Genomic DNA, 17,605 nt, shown 5'->3' on the forward strand with positions numbered 1-17,605 from the left:
TCCACCCCCTTTCTCACCTTTTTCCCCACCCCCCCCTTGTTCCTATCTCCCTATCTCCCCGCCGGGCCCCCCCCGTTCCGCGGGTGGCCGCCCGGCGGCATACGACGTCCTCAAGGGCGGCGGTCAGGCCGCCGAGCCCGTCACCGAGCCCGCCCGCCGCCCGCCGTCACGGCCTTGAGCGCCTCCAGCGACTCCCGCAGCAGCGGCGCCATCTCCCGCTGCTCGCCCGGCGCGACCCAGCGCTCGAAACCGACCTTGAAGACGGCGAGGCCCGCCTCCGCGGTCAGGCTCGCGGCCGGCTCCGGGACACCGCGCCCGCGCAGGGTGTCGGCGAGCGCGGCCGACAGCGAGGCGAGTTTGATCAGCTCCCGCTCCTGGAGTTCCGCGTTCGCCGCTATCAGGGCCTGGCGTTGCCGCGCGAAGTCGCGGCGGTCGACGAACAATTCGGCGGCCGCGTCGAGCCCCGCCGCCAGCGCGTCGATCGGCGCCGCCGACTCCGGAGCCTCGGCGACCGCCCGCACGAACAGGTCCTGCAACGACGGAGTGCCGCCGAACAGCACCTCGCGCTTGTCGGCGTAGTGCCGGAAGAAGGTCCGCTCCGTGAGCCCGGCGCGTCTGGCGATCTCCGCCACCGTCGTCTGCTCGAACCCGCGCTCGCTGTAGAGCTCCAACGCTGCCTTGGCCAAGCGCCCGCGCGCGTCCGGCTCCCATCTACCCATGGCCGGATTCTACGTGACGACAGTCGCTGACATCAGTGCTACGTTTGATGACAGCAACTGACATCAAGAGTCTGGGGTACTTCCCATGCGTTTCTTCGTGACCGGTGCGTCCGGCTGGATCGGCTCGGCCCTCGTTCCCGAACTTCTCGGCGAGGGGCACCAGGTCGTCGGCCTCGCCCGTTCCGACGCCTCCGCGGCCGCGCTCGCCGCGGCCGGGGCGGAGGCCGTCCGCGGCACCCTCGACGACCTCGACGTCCTGCGGGACGCGGCCGCCGCCTCGGACGGGGTGATCCACCTCGCCTTCAAGCACGACATCGCCTTCAGCGGCGGTTTCGACAAGGCCGCCGAGGCCGATCGCCGTGCCGTCGACGCCTTCGGCGACGTGCTCGCCGGCACCGACCGCCCCTTCGTCCTGGCCTCCGGGGTGGGAGGCGTCGCGCCGGGGCGCGTGGCGACCGAGCGGGACATGCCCAGGGCCGAGGAGGGTCCGGTCGCGCTGCGGGCGGCCACCGCTGCCGCGACGCTCGCGCTGGCCTCGCGCGGCGTGCGCTCGTCCGTGGTGCGGCTCTCCCCGACCTGTCACGGTGACGGGGACCAGGGCTTCATGGCGACCCTGGTCGCCACCGCCCGCGCCAAGGGTGTCTCCGGCTACCTCGGCGACGGCGCCAACCGCTGGCCGGCCGTGCACCGCCTGGACGCCGCACGGCTGTTCCGCCTCGCGGCCGAGCGGGCCCCGGCCGGTTCGGTGCTGCACGGTGTCGCGGACGAGGGCGTCGCGATCCGCGACATCGCCGAGGTGATCGGCCGGCACCTCGACGTGCCGACCGTCTCCGTGGCCCCCGAGGACGCCGCCGGGCACTTCGCCTGGCTCGCCGGCTTCCTCGGCGCCGACTTCCCGGCGTCGAGCACCCTGACCCGGGAGCTCCTCGACTGGCGGCCGAGCGGGCCCGGCCTCCTCGAGGACCTCGACAAGGGCCACTACTTCCACACCGGTACGGCGGCCGACCCCGCGGCCTGACCCGGTGCCGCGCCAGTAGGCAGGGGACGGGGGCGGTCCGGCCGCGCGCCGACCGCCCCCCGCCGTCCCGGCTGCCTCGCCGCGCCCCCGCTCGGTCTCTCGGACCTTTGCGCCCGCATCCGTCCGCACCCGGCGGCGCTCCGCCCGCCGCACGCCCATCAGGTCGACGGTCCATCAGGTCGACCGTCCCGGACTCTTGACTCGGTATGCGCCGGTAGCCATGCTCGTCGCAAGTTTTGCGCCGGTCATGACAATCCAGGCCGGGGTCCGGGGAGGCCCCGCACGGCCTGGCCCGTCGACCGTGCCATCCCCCCGACCAAGGGATGTGGGCAGTGAGCAGGACCGGACGCACCTACCGCGGACGCCGTCATGTCACCGTTGTCTCCTTGTTCCTCCTCGTGCTCGTCATGGCCCTCGGCCCCACGCCGAGCTCGGCGGCCGGCACCGACTGGTGGATCCCATCGGCACGGTCGGCGCCGGACTCGCAGATCGGCGTCACGGGCGAGCCGTTCAAGGGCGTCGACGCCCAGGGAGAGGTACGCGGTTTCGTCGACGCGCACGACCACCTGATGGCGAACGAGGGCTTCGGCGGGCGGCTCATCTGCGGCAAGCCGTTCTCCGAAGCCGGGATCGCCGACGCGCTCAAGGACTGCCCCGAGCACTACCCCGACGGCTCGCTCGCGATCTTCGACTACATCACCCGCGGCGGCGACGGCAAGCACGACCCGGTCGGCTGGCCCACCTTCAAGGACTGGCCCGCCCACGACTCACTGACCCACCAGCAGAACTACTACGCCTGGGTCGAGCGGGCCTGGCGCGGCGGCCAGCGGGTGCTCGTCAACGACCTCGTCACCAACGGCGTGATCTGCTCGGTGTACTTCTTCAAGGACCGAGGCTGCGACGAGATGACGTCGATCCGGCTCCAGGCGAAGCTCACCTACGACCTCCAGGCGTACATCGACAGGATGTACGGCGGCACCGGCAAGGGCTGGTTCCGCATCGTCACCGACAGCGCGCAGGCCCGCGCGGTCATCGAGCAGGGCAAGCTCGCGGTGGTCCTGGGGGTGGAGACCTCCGAACCGTTCGGCTGCAAGCAGATCCTGGACGTCCCGCAGTGCAGCAAGGCGGACATCGACGCCGGACTCGACGAACTGTACGGGCTGGGCGTGCGCAGCATGTTCCTGTGCCACAAGTTCGACAACGCGCTGTGCGGGGTCCGCTTCGACGAGGGCGGGCTCGGAACGGCCATCAACGTCGGGCAGTTCCTGTCGACCGGCACCTTCTGGAAGACCGAGAAGTGCACCGGCCCCCAGCACGACAACCCCATCGGCACCGTCGCCTCCGCCGCGGAGAAGGACCTGCCGGCAGGCGTGGCCGTCCCCGCGTACGACACGGACGCGCAGTGCAACACCCGTGGCCTGACCGACCTCGGCGAGTACGCCGTACGCGGCATGATGAAACGCAAGATGATGCTGGAGATCGACCACATGGGCGTCAAGGCGGTCGGCCGGGCGCTCGACATCCTGGAGGCCGAGTCGTATCCCGGCGTGATCTCCTCGCACAGCTGGATGGACCTGAACTGGACCGAACGGGTCTACGGCGTCGGCGGATTCATCGCCCAGTACATGCACGGCTCCGAGGGGTTCAGCGCGGAGGCGAAGCGCACGGACGCGCTGCGCGACAAGTACCACGTGGGCTACGGCTACGGAACGGACATGAACGGCGTCGGCGGCTGGCCGGCACCGCGCGGCGCCGACGCCCCGAACAAGGTCACGTACCCCTTCAGGAGCGTCGACGGCGGTTCCGTCATCGACCGGCAGACGACCGGGCAGCGCACCTGGGACCTGAACACCGACGGAGCCGCGCACTACGGCCTCGTCCCGGACTGGATCGAGGACATCCGGCTGGTCGGCGGCCAGGACGTGGTGGACGACCTCTTCCGGGGCGCCGAGTCCTATCTCGACACCTGGGGAGCGGCGGAACGGCACCGGGCGGGCGTCGACCTGGCCAGGGGCGCCGCGGCCACGGCCAGTTCGGCGGAGTGGAACCCGTTCACCGGCTACGCGCCGGGCCGGGCGGTGGACGGCACCCGCGACACCCGCTGGGCCAGCGACTGGAGCGACGACCAGTGGCTGCGCATCGACCTGGGCGACACGTACCTGGTCAAGCGCGTCACCCTCGACTGGGAGCGCGCGTACGGGAAGTCGTACCGCATCGAGCTCTCCACCGACGGGACGACCTGGCGGACGGCGTGGTCCACGGACTCCGGTGACGGCGGCCTGGACACGGCCCGGTTCGCCGGCAGCCCGGCCCGCTACGTCCGCGTCCACGGTCTGGACCGCGGCACCGACTGGGGGTACTCGCTCTACGAGGTGGGCGTGTACGGAAGTTGACCACGGCCGTGGGTTCACCGCCGATCCCGGTGGGCCACCGGCGGCGACGCGTACGAAGGGCACACGGATGGCGCGGATGCCGTCGGGCGAACGGCGACGACAGCTGACGGAAGCGGCGATCAGGGCGATGGCCCGGGACGGCGTCGACAGGACGACGACCCGGTCCATCGCCGCCGAGGCGGGCGTGTCGCTGAGCGTCCTCCACTACTGCTTCGACTCCAAGCAGGCCCTGGTGGAAGCCGTCATCACGACCATCACCGACCACTCCGTGAGCGTCGTCAAGGAGGCCCTGCGGCCCCGCGACACCCTGGAGGAGACCGTGCGGGCGGGGTTCCAGGCGTACCGGGACCACGTCCGCGCCCACCCCGCCGAACACATGCTCACCTACGAGCTGACGCAATACGCGCTGCGCCGACCGGAGTTCGCGCACCTGGCCCGCCGGCAGCACGAACTGTACGGCGACGTCTACGCCGAACTCATCGGCGGCCTCTGCCGCACCATGGGCCTACGGCTCCGCGTGCCCCTGCCGGTCCTGGCCCGCTATCTGGCCGCCATGACCGACGGACTGACGCTCCGCTACCTCGTGCTCGGTGCGCAGAGCGACTGGAACGGCATCCTGGACACGGTCATCGCCCATGTCGTCGGCCTGGTGCAGGACGAGGTCCGGCCGGCCCCTTGACCGGCCGGCGACGGCGTGGCGCCGTCCTACGCGCCGAACCGCACGGGCAGGCTGCGCGGGCCGCGGATCAGCATCCCCGACCGCCAGGTGATCGCCGCGGGGTGGATGTCCAGCGCCAGGTCGGGACAGCGTTCCAGCAGGCTCCTGATGGCGATGCGTGCCTCCAGACGGGCCAGCGGCGCGCCCAGGCAGTAGTGGATGCCATGGCCGAACGCCACATGGCCGCGGGCGTCCCGCGAGATGTCGAAGCGGTCGGGGGAGGAGAAGCGGGCGGGGTCGCGGTTGGCGTCCGCGATGGCGACGAGGACGAGTTCTCCGCCGGACGGGATCACCGTGCCGCCGATCGTCACCGGCCCGGTGGTGAAGCGGAACGTGGGGGTCTCCACGGGGCCGTCGTAGCGCAGCATCTCCTCGACGGCGGTGTCGATGAGTGAGAAGTCCGCGCGCAGGGCGGCCAGTTGATCGGGGTGGGTGAGCAGGGCGAGTACGCCGTTGGAGATGAGGTTCACGGTCGTCTCGTGCCCGGCGACGAGCAACAGCCAGGCCATGCCGACGAGTTCCTCGCGGGACAGCCGGTCACCGGTGTCGTCCGAACCGCGGATCAGCGCGCTCAGCAGATCCTGGCCGCCGTCCTGTTCACGCTTGCCGTCGACCAGTTCCCCGATGAATCGCGCCATCGAGGTCGCGGCTGCCTTGCGCTGCTCGGCGTCGGTGGCGCCGAGCGCGTCGTTGGACCAGGTCCGGAAGGACTCCCGGTCCAGGTCCGGGACGCCCAGGAGTTCGCAGATCACCGAGATGGGCAGCGGGAAGGACAGTGCCTCGACGAGGTCGGCGCGCCCGTCCGGCGCGGCGAGCATCCGGTCCAGCAGCGCGTCGGTGGTCTCCTGGACGCGCGGGGCGAGTCCGTCCACCCGGCGTGGTGTGAACTCCCGGGCGACCAGCCCGCGCAGCCGGGTGTGGTCGGGCGGGTCGGCCCTGAGCATGTGCGGGCCGGAGGACACGGCGCCCAGCGGAAGGGCGGGGGACGCCTTGCCCCAGTCCTTCGAGAGCCGGGGATCGGCCAGCGCGGCACGCCCCTCCTCGTGTCCGACGACGAGCCAGGCCTGCGCGCCCCCTTCCGGCATCCGGATCCGGTGCACCGGACCCTGAGCCCGTAACTTCGCGTAGACGGGATACGGGTCGCGGGTGAAGGACTCACCGAGAGCGGCGAGATCGACGATGCTCAAGCGGTACCACCTCACTGGGCCGACTGGGCCGACTGGGCCGACTGGGCCGGCTGGGCCGATGGGACGCGCTCCGGCGGGAGCGGCCGGAGCGGCGTGGTGAGCGGACGGTCACGGCGACCGGGGCGAAACCCGTCGACTCTAGCGCGTCCGGTGTCATCCGAGGGCCCCCGTCATCTCGCGGACGGGCGTGATGATCTCGTCGACGAGACGGCGTGCGGCGCGTGGCGGGCAGGGGCCGCGCAGGCCGTTTTCCCGCCCCGCTGTCCGGCCCGGACGCCGACCACCTGATCCGGACCTTGCGGACCCTCGTCGAGGGCGGCGAGCGGGGTGGCGCGGAGCAGGGCGCTTCGGCGGGCCCGGGCGAGCGAGTCGGGGCGAGTGAGCCGCCCGGTCCCGGCACCCGGGGGAGCGGGACGGTCGGGTCTCCCGGTGTGACCGGCGGCCGGTCCGCCGGTCCGCGGGGCGCCCGGGTGGCCGGTCCGTGCGGCGCCCGGGTGGTCGGTTCGCCGCCCGTTTCCGAAACTGGGGCAGGGGCCGTCTCGCGGACAGGTGACCGAAGGTGATCGAGCTGGCTGCGGTGTTCGCGGTGGCGGGCGCCCTGAGCAATGCCACCGGGACCGCGTTCCAGCGCAAGGCCGCGTCGGTCAGTGACCGGAGCGGGCTGCGGCTGTTGTTCGAACTGATGCACAAGCCCGCGTGGCTGATCGGCATCGCGGGCGTGGCCGGGGCCGCGCTCTTCCAGGCTCTCGCGCTGGTGAACGGACCGCTCGCACTGGTCCAGCCACTGTTCATCCTGGAACTGCCGTTCGCCCTGCTCATCGGAGCGCACCTGATGCACCGCCGACTGCCGGGCACGGGCTGGCGCGGGGTGTTCGCCGTGGTCGTGGGCCTCGGTATCGCCCTCGCCGCAGCCGCACCGCACGGGGCCGGCAACCAGGCCGCCGTCCTCCGCTGGGTGCCCGCCCTCGTGGTGTGTCTGGGCGCGATGGGTGTGGCCGTGGCCGTGACCCGCCCGGGGCGCCCGGCGGCCTTCCGGTCCGCGGTGCTGGGGGCGGGCGCCGCGATCGGGAACGCCCTGACGGCCGCGCTGCTCAAGTCCGCGGCGGGCACCTTCGCGGACGACGGCCTCCCGGCGTTCTTCCGCTCCTGGCAGGCGTACGGGTTCGCGCTGACCGGGATCGCCGCTGTCGTGCTGCTGGAGAACTCGCTCCAGGCCGGCCCGCTGGCCGCCGCCCAGCCGGCGCTGACCATCGGGGACGCGGCGGTGAGCCTCGCGCTGGGGATGTTCCTGTTCGGCGAGGAGATCCGGACCGGCTGGTGGCTGGTCCCCGAAGCGCTGGGCGCCGTGCTGATCGTGCTGGGCGTGGTGGACCTGAGCCGCGCGGTGCCACGGGTCGGGCCCGCCGAGCGCGACGGCTGACCCGTCCCGTGCCCCGGTCGGGTCCGTCGAGCGCGACGGCTGACCCGTCCCGTGCCCCGGTCGGGTCCGTCGAGCGCGACGGCTGACCCGTCCCGCACGACGGTTGACCTGCCCCGTGCCGCGAGAGGATCGGAGAGGCGTCGGCCACCCCTCGGGTGCGGACGTGGCCCCTCGGGATCACCAGTGCTAAAAAGGTCACATGGCGAATCGATTCGCCGATTTTCGCAGCCGCTGGCTCAGACGCCTGGTCGGCAAGAGCCCCCGCAGTGTGGCGGGGCAGGTACTGGTGCTCCAAGTCGCCTTGGTCGTCCTGCTCGTGGCCTGCGGGGTGCTGGCCGTCTTCCTCCAGTCGGAGCGGGACACCAAGGCCGAGGCCCAGCGCCGTTCCGTTGCGGTCGCGCAGGCCTACGCGCACTCTCCCGGCGTCCTGGCGGCCGTGCAGAGCCCGGACCCGTCCAAGATCCTCCAGCCGCTCACCGAGGCGGGGCGCAAGGCGGCCGGGGTCGACTTCATCGTGATCATGGACACCAACGGCATCCGGTACACCCACCCGCTGCCGAGCCGGATCGGCAAGCGGTTCGTCGGCGACATCGGGCCCTCACTGGACGGACAGGTGTACACGGAGAGCGTCCGCGGCCCGCTGGGCCACGAGGTGCAGGCCATCGTCCCGGTCGAGAACTCCGACGGCCACGTGGTCGCCCTGGTGGCCGCCGGACTGAAGGTCAAGAACGTCACCCACGCGGTTGACCGGCAACTCCCGATCATCCTGGGCACCGGGATCGCGGCACTGGCGCTGGCCACCGGCGGCACGATCCTGGTGGCCAGGCGGCTGCGACGGCAGACCCACAGCCTGGCCCCGGACGAGATGAGCCGCATGTACGACCATCACGACGCGGTGCTGCACTCCGTACGCGAAGGCGTGCTCATCGTCGGCGGCGACGGACGGCTGCTGCTGGCGAACGACGAGGCCGGCCGACTCCTCGAGCTGCCGCACGACGCCGACGGCCGGCTCGTGACCGATCTGCCGCGCCTCGCCCCCGAACTGCGGTCGCTGCTCGCGTCCGGCCGCGAGGCCACCGACGAGGTGTACTTCGCCGGGGAGCGCCTGCTCGCGGTCAACCAGCGGCCCACGGACCGCGACGGCGGCCCCAAGGGGACGGTGGTGACCCTGCGCGACTCCACCGAACTCCAGGCGGTGACCGGCAGGGCCGAGATCGCGCGCGAACGACTCAAACTGCTGTACGACGCGGGCCTCGGCATCGGCACCACCCTGGACGTGCTGCGCACCGCCGACGAGCTGGCGCACGTGGCGGTCCCGCGGTTCGCGGACTACGTCACCGTGGACCTGGCCGATGCCGTGCTGCACGGCGAGGAGCCTGCCGCCACGGCGACCGGCATGCGGCGCACGGCCGTGTACGGGATCCGGGACGACCATCCGCTCTACGAGAAGGGACGGCTGATCGACTTCGTGCCGTCCACCCCGCAGGCCCGCGGCTACGGCAGGGGCCGTTCCGAACTGGTGGCCGACCTGACGACCGCCACGGGCTGGCACGCCCAGGACCCCGAACGCACCCGGCGGATCCTCGACTACGGCATCCGGTCCCTGATCGCCGCCCCGATCCGGGCCCGCGGGGTGGTGCTGGGCATGGCCAACTTCTGGCGCTCCACGCAGCACGCGCCCTTCGACGAGGAGGAGCTGTCGCTGGCGGAGGAGCTCGTGGCCCGTGCCGCGGTCAGCCTCGACAACGCCCGCCGCTACACCCGCGAGCACGCGCTGGCGGTCACCCTCCAGCGCAGTCTGCTGCCCAGGGCCCTGCCCGAGCAGAGCGCGCTGGAGGTCGCGTACCGCTACCTGCCCGCCCAGTCGGGCGTCAGCGGCGACTGGTTCGACGTGATCCCGCTGCCGGGCGCCCGGGTCGCGCTGGCCGTCGGCGACGTGGTCGGCCACGGCCTGCACGCCGCCGCCACGATGGGGCGGCTGCGCACCGCGGTGCACAACTTCTCCGCACTCGACCTGCCGCCCGACGAACTGCTCAGCCATGTCGACGACCTGGTCGGCCGCATGGACCAGGAGGAGGCGGACACGGAGAGCGTCGCGGGCGTCATGGGCGCCACCTGTCTGTACGCGATCTACGATCCCGTGACGTGCCGCTGTGTCATGGCACGGGCGGGGCACCTGGCCCCGGCGCTCGTGCGCCCGGACGGCACCGTCACCTTCCCCGACCTGCCGGCCGGGCCCCCGCTGGGACTGGGCGGCCTGCCCTTCCAGACCGCCGAGCTGGAACTCGCCGAGGGCACCCAGCTCGTCCTGTACACCGACGGACTCATCGAGGACCGCAGACGCGACCTGGACGAGGGCATGCAGATGCTCGCCGACGCGCTGGCGGGTCACCCCGAGCGCAGTCCCGAGGAGAGCTGCCAGGCCGTACTGGAAGCGCTGCTTCCCGGCCGCCCCAAGGACGACGTCGCCCTGCTCGTCGCCCGTACCCGCGCCCTGGCGCCCGAACGGGTCGCCGACTGGGACGTGCCCGGCGAGCCGGCCGCCGTCGCGGTGATGCGCGAAGCCGTGACCCGCAAGCTGGAGGAATGGGGCCTGTTCGAGCTCGGCTTCGCGCTGGAACTGATCCTGAGCGAACTCGTCACCAACGCCATCCGCTACGGCTCCGAGCCGATCCATGTGCGTCTGATCCACGACCGCGCGCTGATCTGCGAGGTGGCCGACGGCAGCAGTACCTCGCCGCATCTGCGGTACGCCGCGACGACGGACGAGGGCGGCCGGGGCCTGTTCCTGGTGTCGCAGATCTCCGAACGCTGGGGTACCCGGTACACCCCCCAGGGCAAGGTGATCTGGGCCGAGCTGGCCCTGCCGGCGACCCTCGAGGAGCCCGGCCGGGAACCGGGTTAGCCCGGGCCGCGGCTCCCCTCGTGGCTGCCGTGCGTGCCTTGCGACCCCTGCGTCTCCTGCGCCCCTTGTGCCTCCTGTACTCGCCGTGCCTCGTGGTTGTCGTGGGGCTTCCGGGGCTCCTGGGTGCGGAACGCGGCGAGGGCGGCGGTGTCGTCGTCCAGGGTCCCGCCACTGTGGGCGAGCAGGTCCTCGTGGAGCCGGTCGAGCAGCGCGCGGGGTCCGAGGAAGCCCCACGACCGCACCCGGTCGAGGAGGGGGTAGAAGTTCCCGCCTTCGTCACGCGCCTCGGTCACACCGTCGGTGTAGAGCAGGATCTGATCGCCGGGGCGGAACCGCCGCACGTCCACCCGGTGGTGGTCGTCGACCAGCACACCGAGGTTCACGGGCGGCGAGGGGTCGTCCGGGTCCAGCTCGAAGACGCCGTCGTGGCCGATGAGCAGGGGTGAGGGGTGACCGCAGTTGACGAGGCGGACCACGGGCTCGTGATCGGGGATCTCGGCGAACACCGCCGTGACGAAGCGTTCGGCCACCTCGCTGCCGGGCGGGAGCAGGGCCGCCCTGCGGCTCATGCTGTCCTCGACCCGGCGGGCCACCGCGGCGAGGTCGGGTTCGTCGTGGGCGGCCTCGCGGAACGCGCCGACCATCGTCGCCGCCGTCTCCACCGCGACCAGGCCCTTGCCCCGGACGTCACCGATGAGCAGGCGCACTCCGTACGGACTGGGCACCGCCTCGTACAGGTCGCCACCGATACGCGCCTCCGCGGCGGCGGACAGGTAGAGGGTCTCCACGCTGATCGGCCCGAGGCGGTGGGGCACCGGGCTCAGCAGCACCTGCTGCGCGGTCTCGGCCACGGAACGCACGGACGCCAGGGTCCGTTCCCGGCGGATCCGGTGGGCGGCGAGGATCGCGCCGAGCACCCCGAGCAGGGCGGTGCAGATGTAGGCGGTCACATAGTGGCGGTCCCACAGGTACCCCACCTCGCGGCCCGCACAGCACGGCGTACCGGCCAGGACGGCCTCGAACCCGACGGCGAACACCGTGACGGCGGCGACGGCGGCGGGACCGTAGGCGAAGGCGGTGATCACGGGGAGGGCGGTGAGCAGGAAGCTCACCGGCCACTGCACCGGGGTGAGGGGTTCGAGAGCCAGGATCACGACGACGTAGCCGGCCGGGAGCCAGCGCACCCACCGCGGCTCCGTCCCCTGTCGCTGCCTCGCGTCGTCGTCACCGTGCCGCCCGCCGCGGTCCCGGCGGAGGGCCCTGCGGATCCGGTCACGCGGCACGAGAACTCCCGGCGGGGCTTGATCACGACGACCGCTCTGAGGCGGCTCACCTGCTTCTCCCGACCGATGCGCCCATCATGCATATCGGGATCTTTCGGGCAATCCTACGATGTCCGATGGTCGCGGTGAGGGAGGCTGCCGACACCGGACGGAGACCGCCGGGCCCGGTCGGGAGGGGGTGCCGCGCAGGCCGCGGGCGGGCCGTCGCGCAGGCGGTCGGCGACCCTGAGCACGACAATGGACGCAGGTCGAACCCCGGACGGAGGCACGGATGACGGACCGCGACACCACCACGTACCGTCCGCCCGGCCTCGCCGGCCAGACCGTCGTGGTGATCGGAGCCAGTTCCGGGATCGGTCTGGAGACGGCCCGCCGGGTGCGCGCCGAGGGCGGGCGACTGGTCCTGGTCGGGCGCAACCCCGAGCGGCTGCGGCAGGCCGAACTCGAACTCGAACCGCAGGGCACGGCGGCGTTCGACGCCACCGACGACGTACGCCTCGGGCAGTTCTTCGAAGGTCTGTCCGAGCCGGTCGACCATGTCATGGTCACCGCGGGCGCACCCGCCTACCTGCCCCTGGCCGACATGGACCTCGACGCCGTCCGCCGGGACATCGCCGATCGCCTCGTCATGGCCCTCGGCGTCGCGAGGTACAGCCGGGACAGGGTCCGGGCCGGCGGTGCGCTGCTGTTCATCGGCGGCACCGGCGGACGACGTCCCGCCGTCGGCATGAGCGTAGTGTCCGCCATGACCGCCGCGCTGCCCGCCCTCGTCGCGAACCTCGCCCTGGAGATCGCGCCGATCCGGGTCAATCTCATCGCCGCCGGATTCGTCGACACGCCGTTGTCGGCGTCGCTGCTGGGCGATCGGCTGGAGTCCCGGCGCGAGGAGCTGCGCACCACGCTGCCCATCCGGCGGGTCGTCGGAGCGGCCGACGTCGCCGCCCTGGCCGTCCATCTCATGGTCAACGAGGCGCTCACCGGGGCGACGTACGACATCGACGGCGGCCAGCAGCTTCTGCCTCACTGACCGTGAGCCGAATGACCGCGGACCGATGACTGCGGACCGATGGCCGCAGACCGATGGCCTATGACCGCGGACCGGTGGCCGCGTCACTCGTGCCGAAGGCCGCCGGTGATCCGGTCCGACACGGAACGGGTGGCTCCGAAGCCGGTCTCGTGCTCCCACACATGGGTGCACGACGGGCACTGGAGGTGGAGCACGCTGCCGGTGTGGGAGAGGAGATAGCGCCAGTGCGCCGAGCAGGTGCGCCCGTCCGCGCAGGTGTCGCACGCGCGATGGTCGGCGCAGCTCGGGCAGGGCACCCAGGCCCGGCGTCCACGATCCGCCTGCGGATCAAGGGGCAGCACGGCCGTCTCCTCTGCGGGGGAGGACACCGGCCGAGACCAGGCCGTCGTACACGCGCTGCTGTTCTTCGTCGAGCCCGGAGTACAGCAGCGCGTACGCCGCCTCCTCGCCCTCCAGCGCCGCCACGGGGTCCCAGTCGGAGCCGAGGGCGTCCAGCACATGGGCGCGGCGCAGCATCTCGTGCGAGGTCAGGTCCACGGAGAAGTCGGCCGGGGCGGCGCTGTCCGGCGGGCCCGACTCGGGCCCGCGCGGCTCGACGGGGCCGTCCGGACCGTCGGGGATGTGAGGAACATGCGGGGACATGCCGCCGAACTTAGGTAGACCTTCATGGGTTGGGCAAGGGCAGGTGGGGGACCTCACATCGGGGCGTACCCGGCCGGACGGGGTCAGGACCGTCCCCACGGGTCCATTTCCCCGCGTCGTCACCGGTTGCGGGACCACGGGGCTGCGGGCCGGAGCGACGATGCGCCGATCGGCTGTGCCCGTCGGACCGCGCTGCCAGGATCGTGACATGAAGTACGTGGTGCTGATGTACGCCGATCCCGTCGCCACCGAGGCGATGACCCGGGCGGAGCGGGCCGATGTGTTCCGCAGACACGAAGCGCTCCACCAGGACCTCGCTGAAACAGGGGAGTTGCTCAACGGAGCCGGTCTCGCCTATTCGAGGGACACGACGACGATAAGGTGGCGGGGCGATGGATCCACCGTCGCGGAGGGGCCGTTGGGCGCGACGGCCGAACAGCTGACGGCCTACTACGTGATCGACTGCGCGAGTCCGGAACGGGCCCGCGAGATCGCCGGACATGTTCTCGACTTCCATGTCGTGGCGGTCGAAGTGCGGCCGGTCCACGACGCGTTCGGCATGGACGGGAGCTGACCCGTCCGGAAGGGCGGCAGCCTTTCCGTCTTCCGCGGCCGAGGAGCAGTTGAGGGGCGCGACAGTGACTCGGACTTCCGGACGGATGAGCATGAGAGCAACCAGGCGGGCCGCGCGGAGCCGCAGGCGCAGGGTCGGACTGGCCGGTGGCGCGGTGCTGGCGCTGGCCGCCGTGGGCGTCCTCGTCCATCTGGTGACGGCGTCCCCGTCCGGCCCCGGCACGGACACCGGCCGGGCCGCGGTCACGCCCGCTGCCGGCGCCCTTACGACCGTACCGGCCGAGACACCGTCGGCGACGGCATCGGCGACGGCGCGAACCTCCCCGAGCGCGACGGCTGCCACGACCACCGAGGCCGCGGACGCGGCACGGCCGTCGGCCACCGGGACCGGGCGGCCGGTGCCCGCCACGGCCGCCCTCGCCGGACGGATCCGGCCCGGGACCCCCTACCGGGGCGTGGCCACGTCCTACGACGCCGGAGACGGTGACGGCGCCTGCCTGTTCGGCCCGGCCGACGACCTCATGGTCGCGGCGATGAACCACACCGACTACGAGTCGGCCCGGGCGTGCGGGGCGTACGTACGCGTCCGCACGAGCGGCGGCGCGTCCGTCACGGTCCGGATCGTCAACGAGTGCCCGCTGCCCTGTGCGCCCGGACAACTCGACCTGAGCACACAGGCGTTCGCCAAACTCGCCGACCTCTCGGCCGGACGGATCCCGATCACCTGGGAGCTGTCGAGTCCCCGTACGGCCGGCACCCTCTCGGTCCGGTACAAGACCGGGTCCAGCCGCTATTGGTGCGCGATCCAGGTCATCGGCCACCGCAATCCCGTGGCCCGCCTGGAAACCCGTACGGCCGACGGCTGGCGGCGGCTGCCCCGGGCCGACTACAACTACTTCCTCGCCGAGGACGGCGGCGGGTGCGGCGGCGCGATCCGGATCACCGACATCTACGGGGAGCAACTGACCGTCGACGGGATCGCGTTGCGGCCGGACGCCGTACAGGCGACCCGGGTCCAGTTCGCCGCGCACTGACCGCACCGGCCGCGACACCCGCACCGGACGGCCGGGGCGCCCGGCCGTCCGGTGCGGTCCGAGGGGTGCGGTGTCAGTCCTGGTACTCGGTGAGGTCGATGCCGTACAGCCTCAGGTCGTAGCCGTGCACGGGGTCCTCGGTGGCGCCCTCCGGCTGCATCCCGAGCTTGTCGAGCACGTTCGCGGACGCGGTGTCGCCGGTCCGGCAGGCGGCGACGACCCGGTCGATGCCCCGGTCCTGGAGCGCGAACTCCAGTGCCGCGTGGGCGGCTTCGGAGGCGTACCCCTGCCCCCAGAACACCCGCCCGAGCCGCCAGCAGATCGCCACCTGGCCGGCCACCTCGGCGGGTGCGTCGGGTACGTACAGACCGACCGCGCCGGCCAGTTCACCGGAACCGAGGAGCTCGACCGCGAAGATCCCGAAGCCTTCCTCGTCCCATTCCTCCTCCCAGTCCTCGATGTCCTGGGCGGTCCGGTCCAGGGAGCGCGGCACGCCGTCGCCGATCCAGCGCATCACCGCCGGATCGGCCTGGATCTCGGACAGGGGGACAAGGTCGTCGTCCAGCCATCGGCGCAGGACGAGACGGGGGGTACGGATCTCGCTCATGGCCCCATCCTGCCGACACCGGGACGCGAGTGCGAAACCGCGGGGTCCGTGGACCGCCGGCACGCGGAAGACGGTGGTCACCGGGCCCGACGAGCCGGAGCAGGGACCCCGGCCTACGCTGGTCGAGGCGGCGCGGCCGGGTGAGTCACACGGAAAGGGGCGCCCCGATGGACGACTACCCGCTGATCGAGAATCACGGGCTCATCGGTGACCTGCAGACCGCGGCGCTGGTGACCACGGAGGGGGCGATCGACTGGTTCTGTTCCCCACGGTTCGACTCGCCGAGCGTGTTCGGGGCGCTACTGGACAAGCGCAACGGCGGGCACTGCACGGTCCGGCCGGCGCACCCGACCCACTCGACCAAGCAGTTGTACCTGCCCGACACCGCGATCCTGGTGACCCGGTTCATGACCGGGGCGGGCGCCGGTGAGGTGATCGACTTCATGCCCGTGACCGGCACGACGGCCACGCGCCATCACCGGCTGGTCCGCCTGGTCCGGTGCGTACGCGGCACGATGACGTTCGACGTGGAGATCGCCCCACGGTTCGACTACGGGCGCAGCAGGCACGAGGCGCACCTCACCCAGCACGGAGCGGTCTTCGTCGCCGAGGACGGCACGGAACTCACCGTGCACCCCATCCGGGAGCCGGACGACGAGCGGCTCTCGGACGTGCTGACGCACCGGGAGGCCGACCTTCAGGTCACGCTGACCCTGGAGGCCGGACAGCAGCGCGGGCTGATCCTGGAGACGGGTGCCGAGGGGCCGCCGCGGGAGATCCGGCGCGCCGAACACGAGCGGCTCTTCGAGGAGACGGCCGGGTTCTGGCGCTCCTGGCTGGCCCAGTCGCGCTACACCGGGCGCTGGCGTGAGGTGGTGGAACGTTCCGCGATCACGCTGAAGCTCATGACCTTCGCGCCCAGCGGTGGCCTGGTGGCCGCCCCGACCGCGGCTCTTCCCGAGCAACTGGGCGGCGAGCGCAACTGGGACTACCGCTTCACCTGGATCCGGGACGCCTCCTTCTCCGTGTACGCCCTGCTGGGGCTCGGCTTCACGGAGGAGGCCAGGGCGTTCATCATCTGGCTGGGCGACCGGGTCAAGGAGCGCGCCGGCAGCACCGGGAACACGGGTCCGCTCAACATCATGTACAAGGTCGACGGCTCCTCCGACCTGGACGAGCAGATCCTCGACCACTGGGAGGGCTACGGGGGTTCCGCCCCGGTACGGATCGGCAACGGCGCCGCCACCCAGCTCCAACTGGACATCTACGGCGAGGCGTTGGACAGCATCTACTTCGGGCACCAGCACGGCCTCGAGCTCGGGCACGGGGGATGGACCTCGCTGCGCACCGACCTGGAGTGGCTGGCCGACCACTGGGACCAGGCGGAGGAGGGCATCTGGGAGACGCGCGGCGGCCGCCAGGACTTCACGTACGGCCGGGTGATGTCGTGGGTGGCGTTCGACCGGGCGCTGCGACTCGCCGAGGCGAACGGATGGCCGTCCGCGGCCGACCGCTGGAAGGCCGAGCGGGACGCCGCCTACGAGCAGGTCATGGCCAAGGGGTGGAGCGACGGCCGGCGGGCCTTCGTCCAGCACTACGGCAGCGAGGTCCTGGACTCCTCGCTGCTGCGCATGGCGACGGTCGGTTTCGTCTCCCCCGGAGATCCGATGTGGGCGGCGACCCTGGACGCCATGGAGCAGGAACTGGTCAGCGACAGCCTGGTCTACCGGTACAACCCCGAGGCCTCGCCGGACGGTCTGCGCGGCTCGGAGGGCACCTTCTCGCTGTGCACGTTCATGTACGTCGACGCCCTGGCGCGCGCGGGACGCACCAACCGGGCGAGGCTGACGTTCGAGAAGATGATGGGGTACTCCAACCATCTGGGCCTGTTCTCCGAGGAGATCGACCCGACGGGACGTCAGCTGGGCAATTTCCCGCAGGCGTTCACGCATCTCGCCCTCATCGACTCGGCCCTCACGCTGGACGCGGCCCTCGACAGGAAGTAGGGCGTGTCTGACAATTCCCGCCTGCTCCGCGACGCCGTGCACGCCCTCTCGCCGCACCGGGCGCAGTCCCGGG

Annotated in this window: 15 protein-coding genes; 9 read left to right on the forward strand and 6 right to left on the reverse strand. The window is 72.1% G+C overall.

Features of this window, described 5'->3' with window-relative positions:
• Window positions 1-140: 140 nt before the first annotated feature.
• On the reverse strand, window positions 141-719 hold the full coding sequence (locus tag ACWC24_RS12545) for a TetR family transcriptional regulator (protein WP_450662771.1): 579 nt from the start codon (window positions 717-719) through the stop codon (window positions 141-143).
• Between the two features lie 85 nt (window positions 720-804).
• Between ACWC24_RS12545 and ACWC24_RS12550 the strand changes: the two genes are divergently transcribed.
• From ACWC24_RS12550 to ACWC24_RS12560, 3 genes are all read left to right on the forward strand, one after another.
• A complete protein-coding gene (locus ACWC24_RS12550) occupies window positions 805-1,737 on the forward strand; it encodes an SDR family oxidoreductase (RefSeq protein ID WP_450662772.1) in 933 nt (310 codons plus the stop codon).
• 323 nt (window positions 1,738-2,060) lie between these two features.
• Window positions 2,061-4,130, forward strand: coding sequence for a galactose-binding domain-containing protein (locus ACWC24_RS12555; RefSeq protein ID WP_450662773.1), 2,070 nt, complete (start codon window positions 2,061-2,063; stop codon window positions 4,128-4,130).
• A 67-nt stretch (window positions 4,131-4,197) separates the two neighbouring features.
• Window positions 4,198-4,809 (forward strand): TetR/AcrR family transcriptional regulator, encoded by a 612-nt coding sequence (locus ACWC24_RS12560; RefSeq protein ID WP_450662774.1) that lies wholly within the window; start codon window positions 4,198-4,200, stop codon window positions 4,807-4,809.
• A gap of 26 nt (window positions 4,810-4,835) precedes the next feature.
• Here the strand turns inward: ACWC24_RS12560 and ACWC24_RS12565 are convergent, their stop codons facing one another.
• Window positions 4,836-6,035: a cytochrome P450 family protein gene (locus ACWC24_RS12565; RefSeq protein ID WP_450662775.1), complete on the reverse strand. Its 1,200-nt coding sequence runs from the start codon at window positions 6,033-6,035 to the stop codon at window positions 4,836-4,838.
• A gap of 559 nt (window positions 6,036-6,594) precedes the next feature.
• On the opposite strand from ACWC24_RS12565, the gene ACWC24_RS12570 reads away from it, so the two are divergent.
• Both ACWC24_RS12570 and ACWC24_RS12575 read left to right on the forward strand, forming a co-directional pair.
• On the forward strand, window positions 6,595-7,455 hold the full coding sequence (locus ACWC24_RS12570; protein ID WP_450662776.1) for a DMT family transporter: 861 nt from the start codon (window positions 6,595-6,597) through the stop codon (window positions 7,453-7,455).
• A 199-nt stretch (window positions 7,456-7,654) separates the two neighbouring features.
• Window positions 7,655-10,360 (forward strand): SpoIIE family protein phosphatase, encoded by a 2,706-nt coding sequence (locus ACWC24_RS12575; protein WP_450662777.1) that lies wholly within the window; start codon window positions 7,655-7,657, stop codon window positions 10,358-10,360.
• Here ACWC24_RS12575 and ACWC24_RS12580 read toward each other — a convergent pair.
• On the reverse strand, window positions 10,357-11,544 hold the full coding sequence (locus ACWC24_RS12580) for a PP2C family protein-serine/threonine phosphatase (protein WP_450662778.1): 1,188 nt from the start codon (window positions 11,542-11,544) through the stop codon (window positions 10,357-10,359). The genes ACWC24_RS12575 and ACWC24_RS12580 overlap by 4 nt on opposite strands.
• Before the next feature lie 370 nt (window positions 11,545-11,914).
• On the opposite strand from ACWC24_RS12580, the gene ACWC24_RS12585 reads away from it, so the two are divergent.
• A complete protein-coding gene (locus ACWC24_RS12585; RefSeq protein WP_450662779.1) occupies window positions 11,915-12,670 on the forward strand; it encodes an SDR family oxidoreductase in 756 nt (251 codons plus the stop codon).
• A gap of 83 nt (window positions 12,671-12,753) precedes the next feature.
• Here the strand turns inward: ACWC24_RS12585 and ACWC24_RS12590 are convergent, their stop codons facing one another.
• Window positions 12,754-13,011: a hypothetical protein gene (locus tag ACWC24_RS12590; protein ID WP_450662780.1), complete on the reverse strand. Its 258-nt coding sequence runs from the start codon at window positions 13,009-13,011 to the stop codon at window positions 12,754-12,756.
• Window positions 12,998-13,312, reverse strand: a complete 315-nt coding sequence (locus ACWC24_RS12595; protein ID WP_450662781.1) for a DUF6400 family protein — start codon at window positions 13,310-13,312, stop codon at window positions 12,998-13,000. The genes ACWC24_RS12590 and ACWC24_RS12595 overlap by 14 nt, the downstream gene beginning before the upstream one ends.
• A 208-nt stretch (window positions 13,313-13,520) precedes the next feature.
• Between ACWC24_RS12595 and ACWC24_RS12600 the strand changes: the two genes are divergently transcribed.
• Both ACWC24_RS12600 and ACWC24_RS12605 read left to right on the forward strand, forming a co-directional pair.
• Complete coding sequence (locus ACWC24_RS12600; protein WP_450662782.1) at window positions 13,521-13,886, forward strand: YciI family protein; 366 nt, start codon at window positions 13,521-13,523, stop codon at window positions 13,884-13,886.
• Between the two features lie 85 nt (window positions 13,887-13,971).
• Window positions 13,972-14,919 (forward strand): expansin EXLX1 family cellulose-binding protein, encoded by a 948-nt coding sequence (locus ACWC24_RS12605; protein WP_450662783.1) that lies wholly within the window; start codon window positions 13,972-13,974, stop codon window positions 14,917-14,919.
• Between the two features lie 73 nt (window positions 14,920-14,992).
• Here ACWC24_RS12605 and ACWC24_RS12610 read toward each other — a convergent pair whose 3' ends face one another.
• On the reverse strand, window positions 14,993-15,526 hold the full coding sequence (locus ACWC24_RS12610; RefSeq protein WP_450662784.1) for a GNAT family N-acetyltransferase: 534 nt from the start codon (window positions 15,524-15,526) through the stop codon (window positions 14,993-14,995).
• Between the two features lie 167 nt (window positions 15,527-15,693).
• Between ACWC24_RS12610 and ACWC24_RS12615 the strand changes: the two genes are divergently transcribed.
• On the forward strand, window positions 15,694-17,532 hold the full coding sequence (locus tag ACWC24_RS12615; RefSeq protein ID WP_450662785.1) for a glycoside hydrolase family 15 protein: 1,839 nt from the start codon (window positions 15,694-15,696) through the stop codon (window positions 17,530-17,532).
• Window positions 17,533-17,605 lie beyond the last annotated feature (73 nt).

The sequence above is a fragment of the Streptomyces sp. NPDC001443 genome (genome assembly GCF_053597355.1).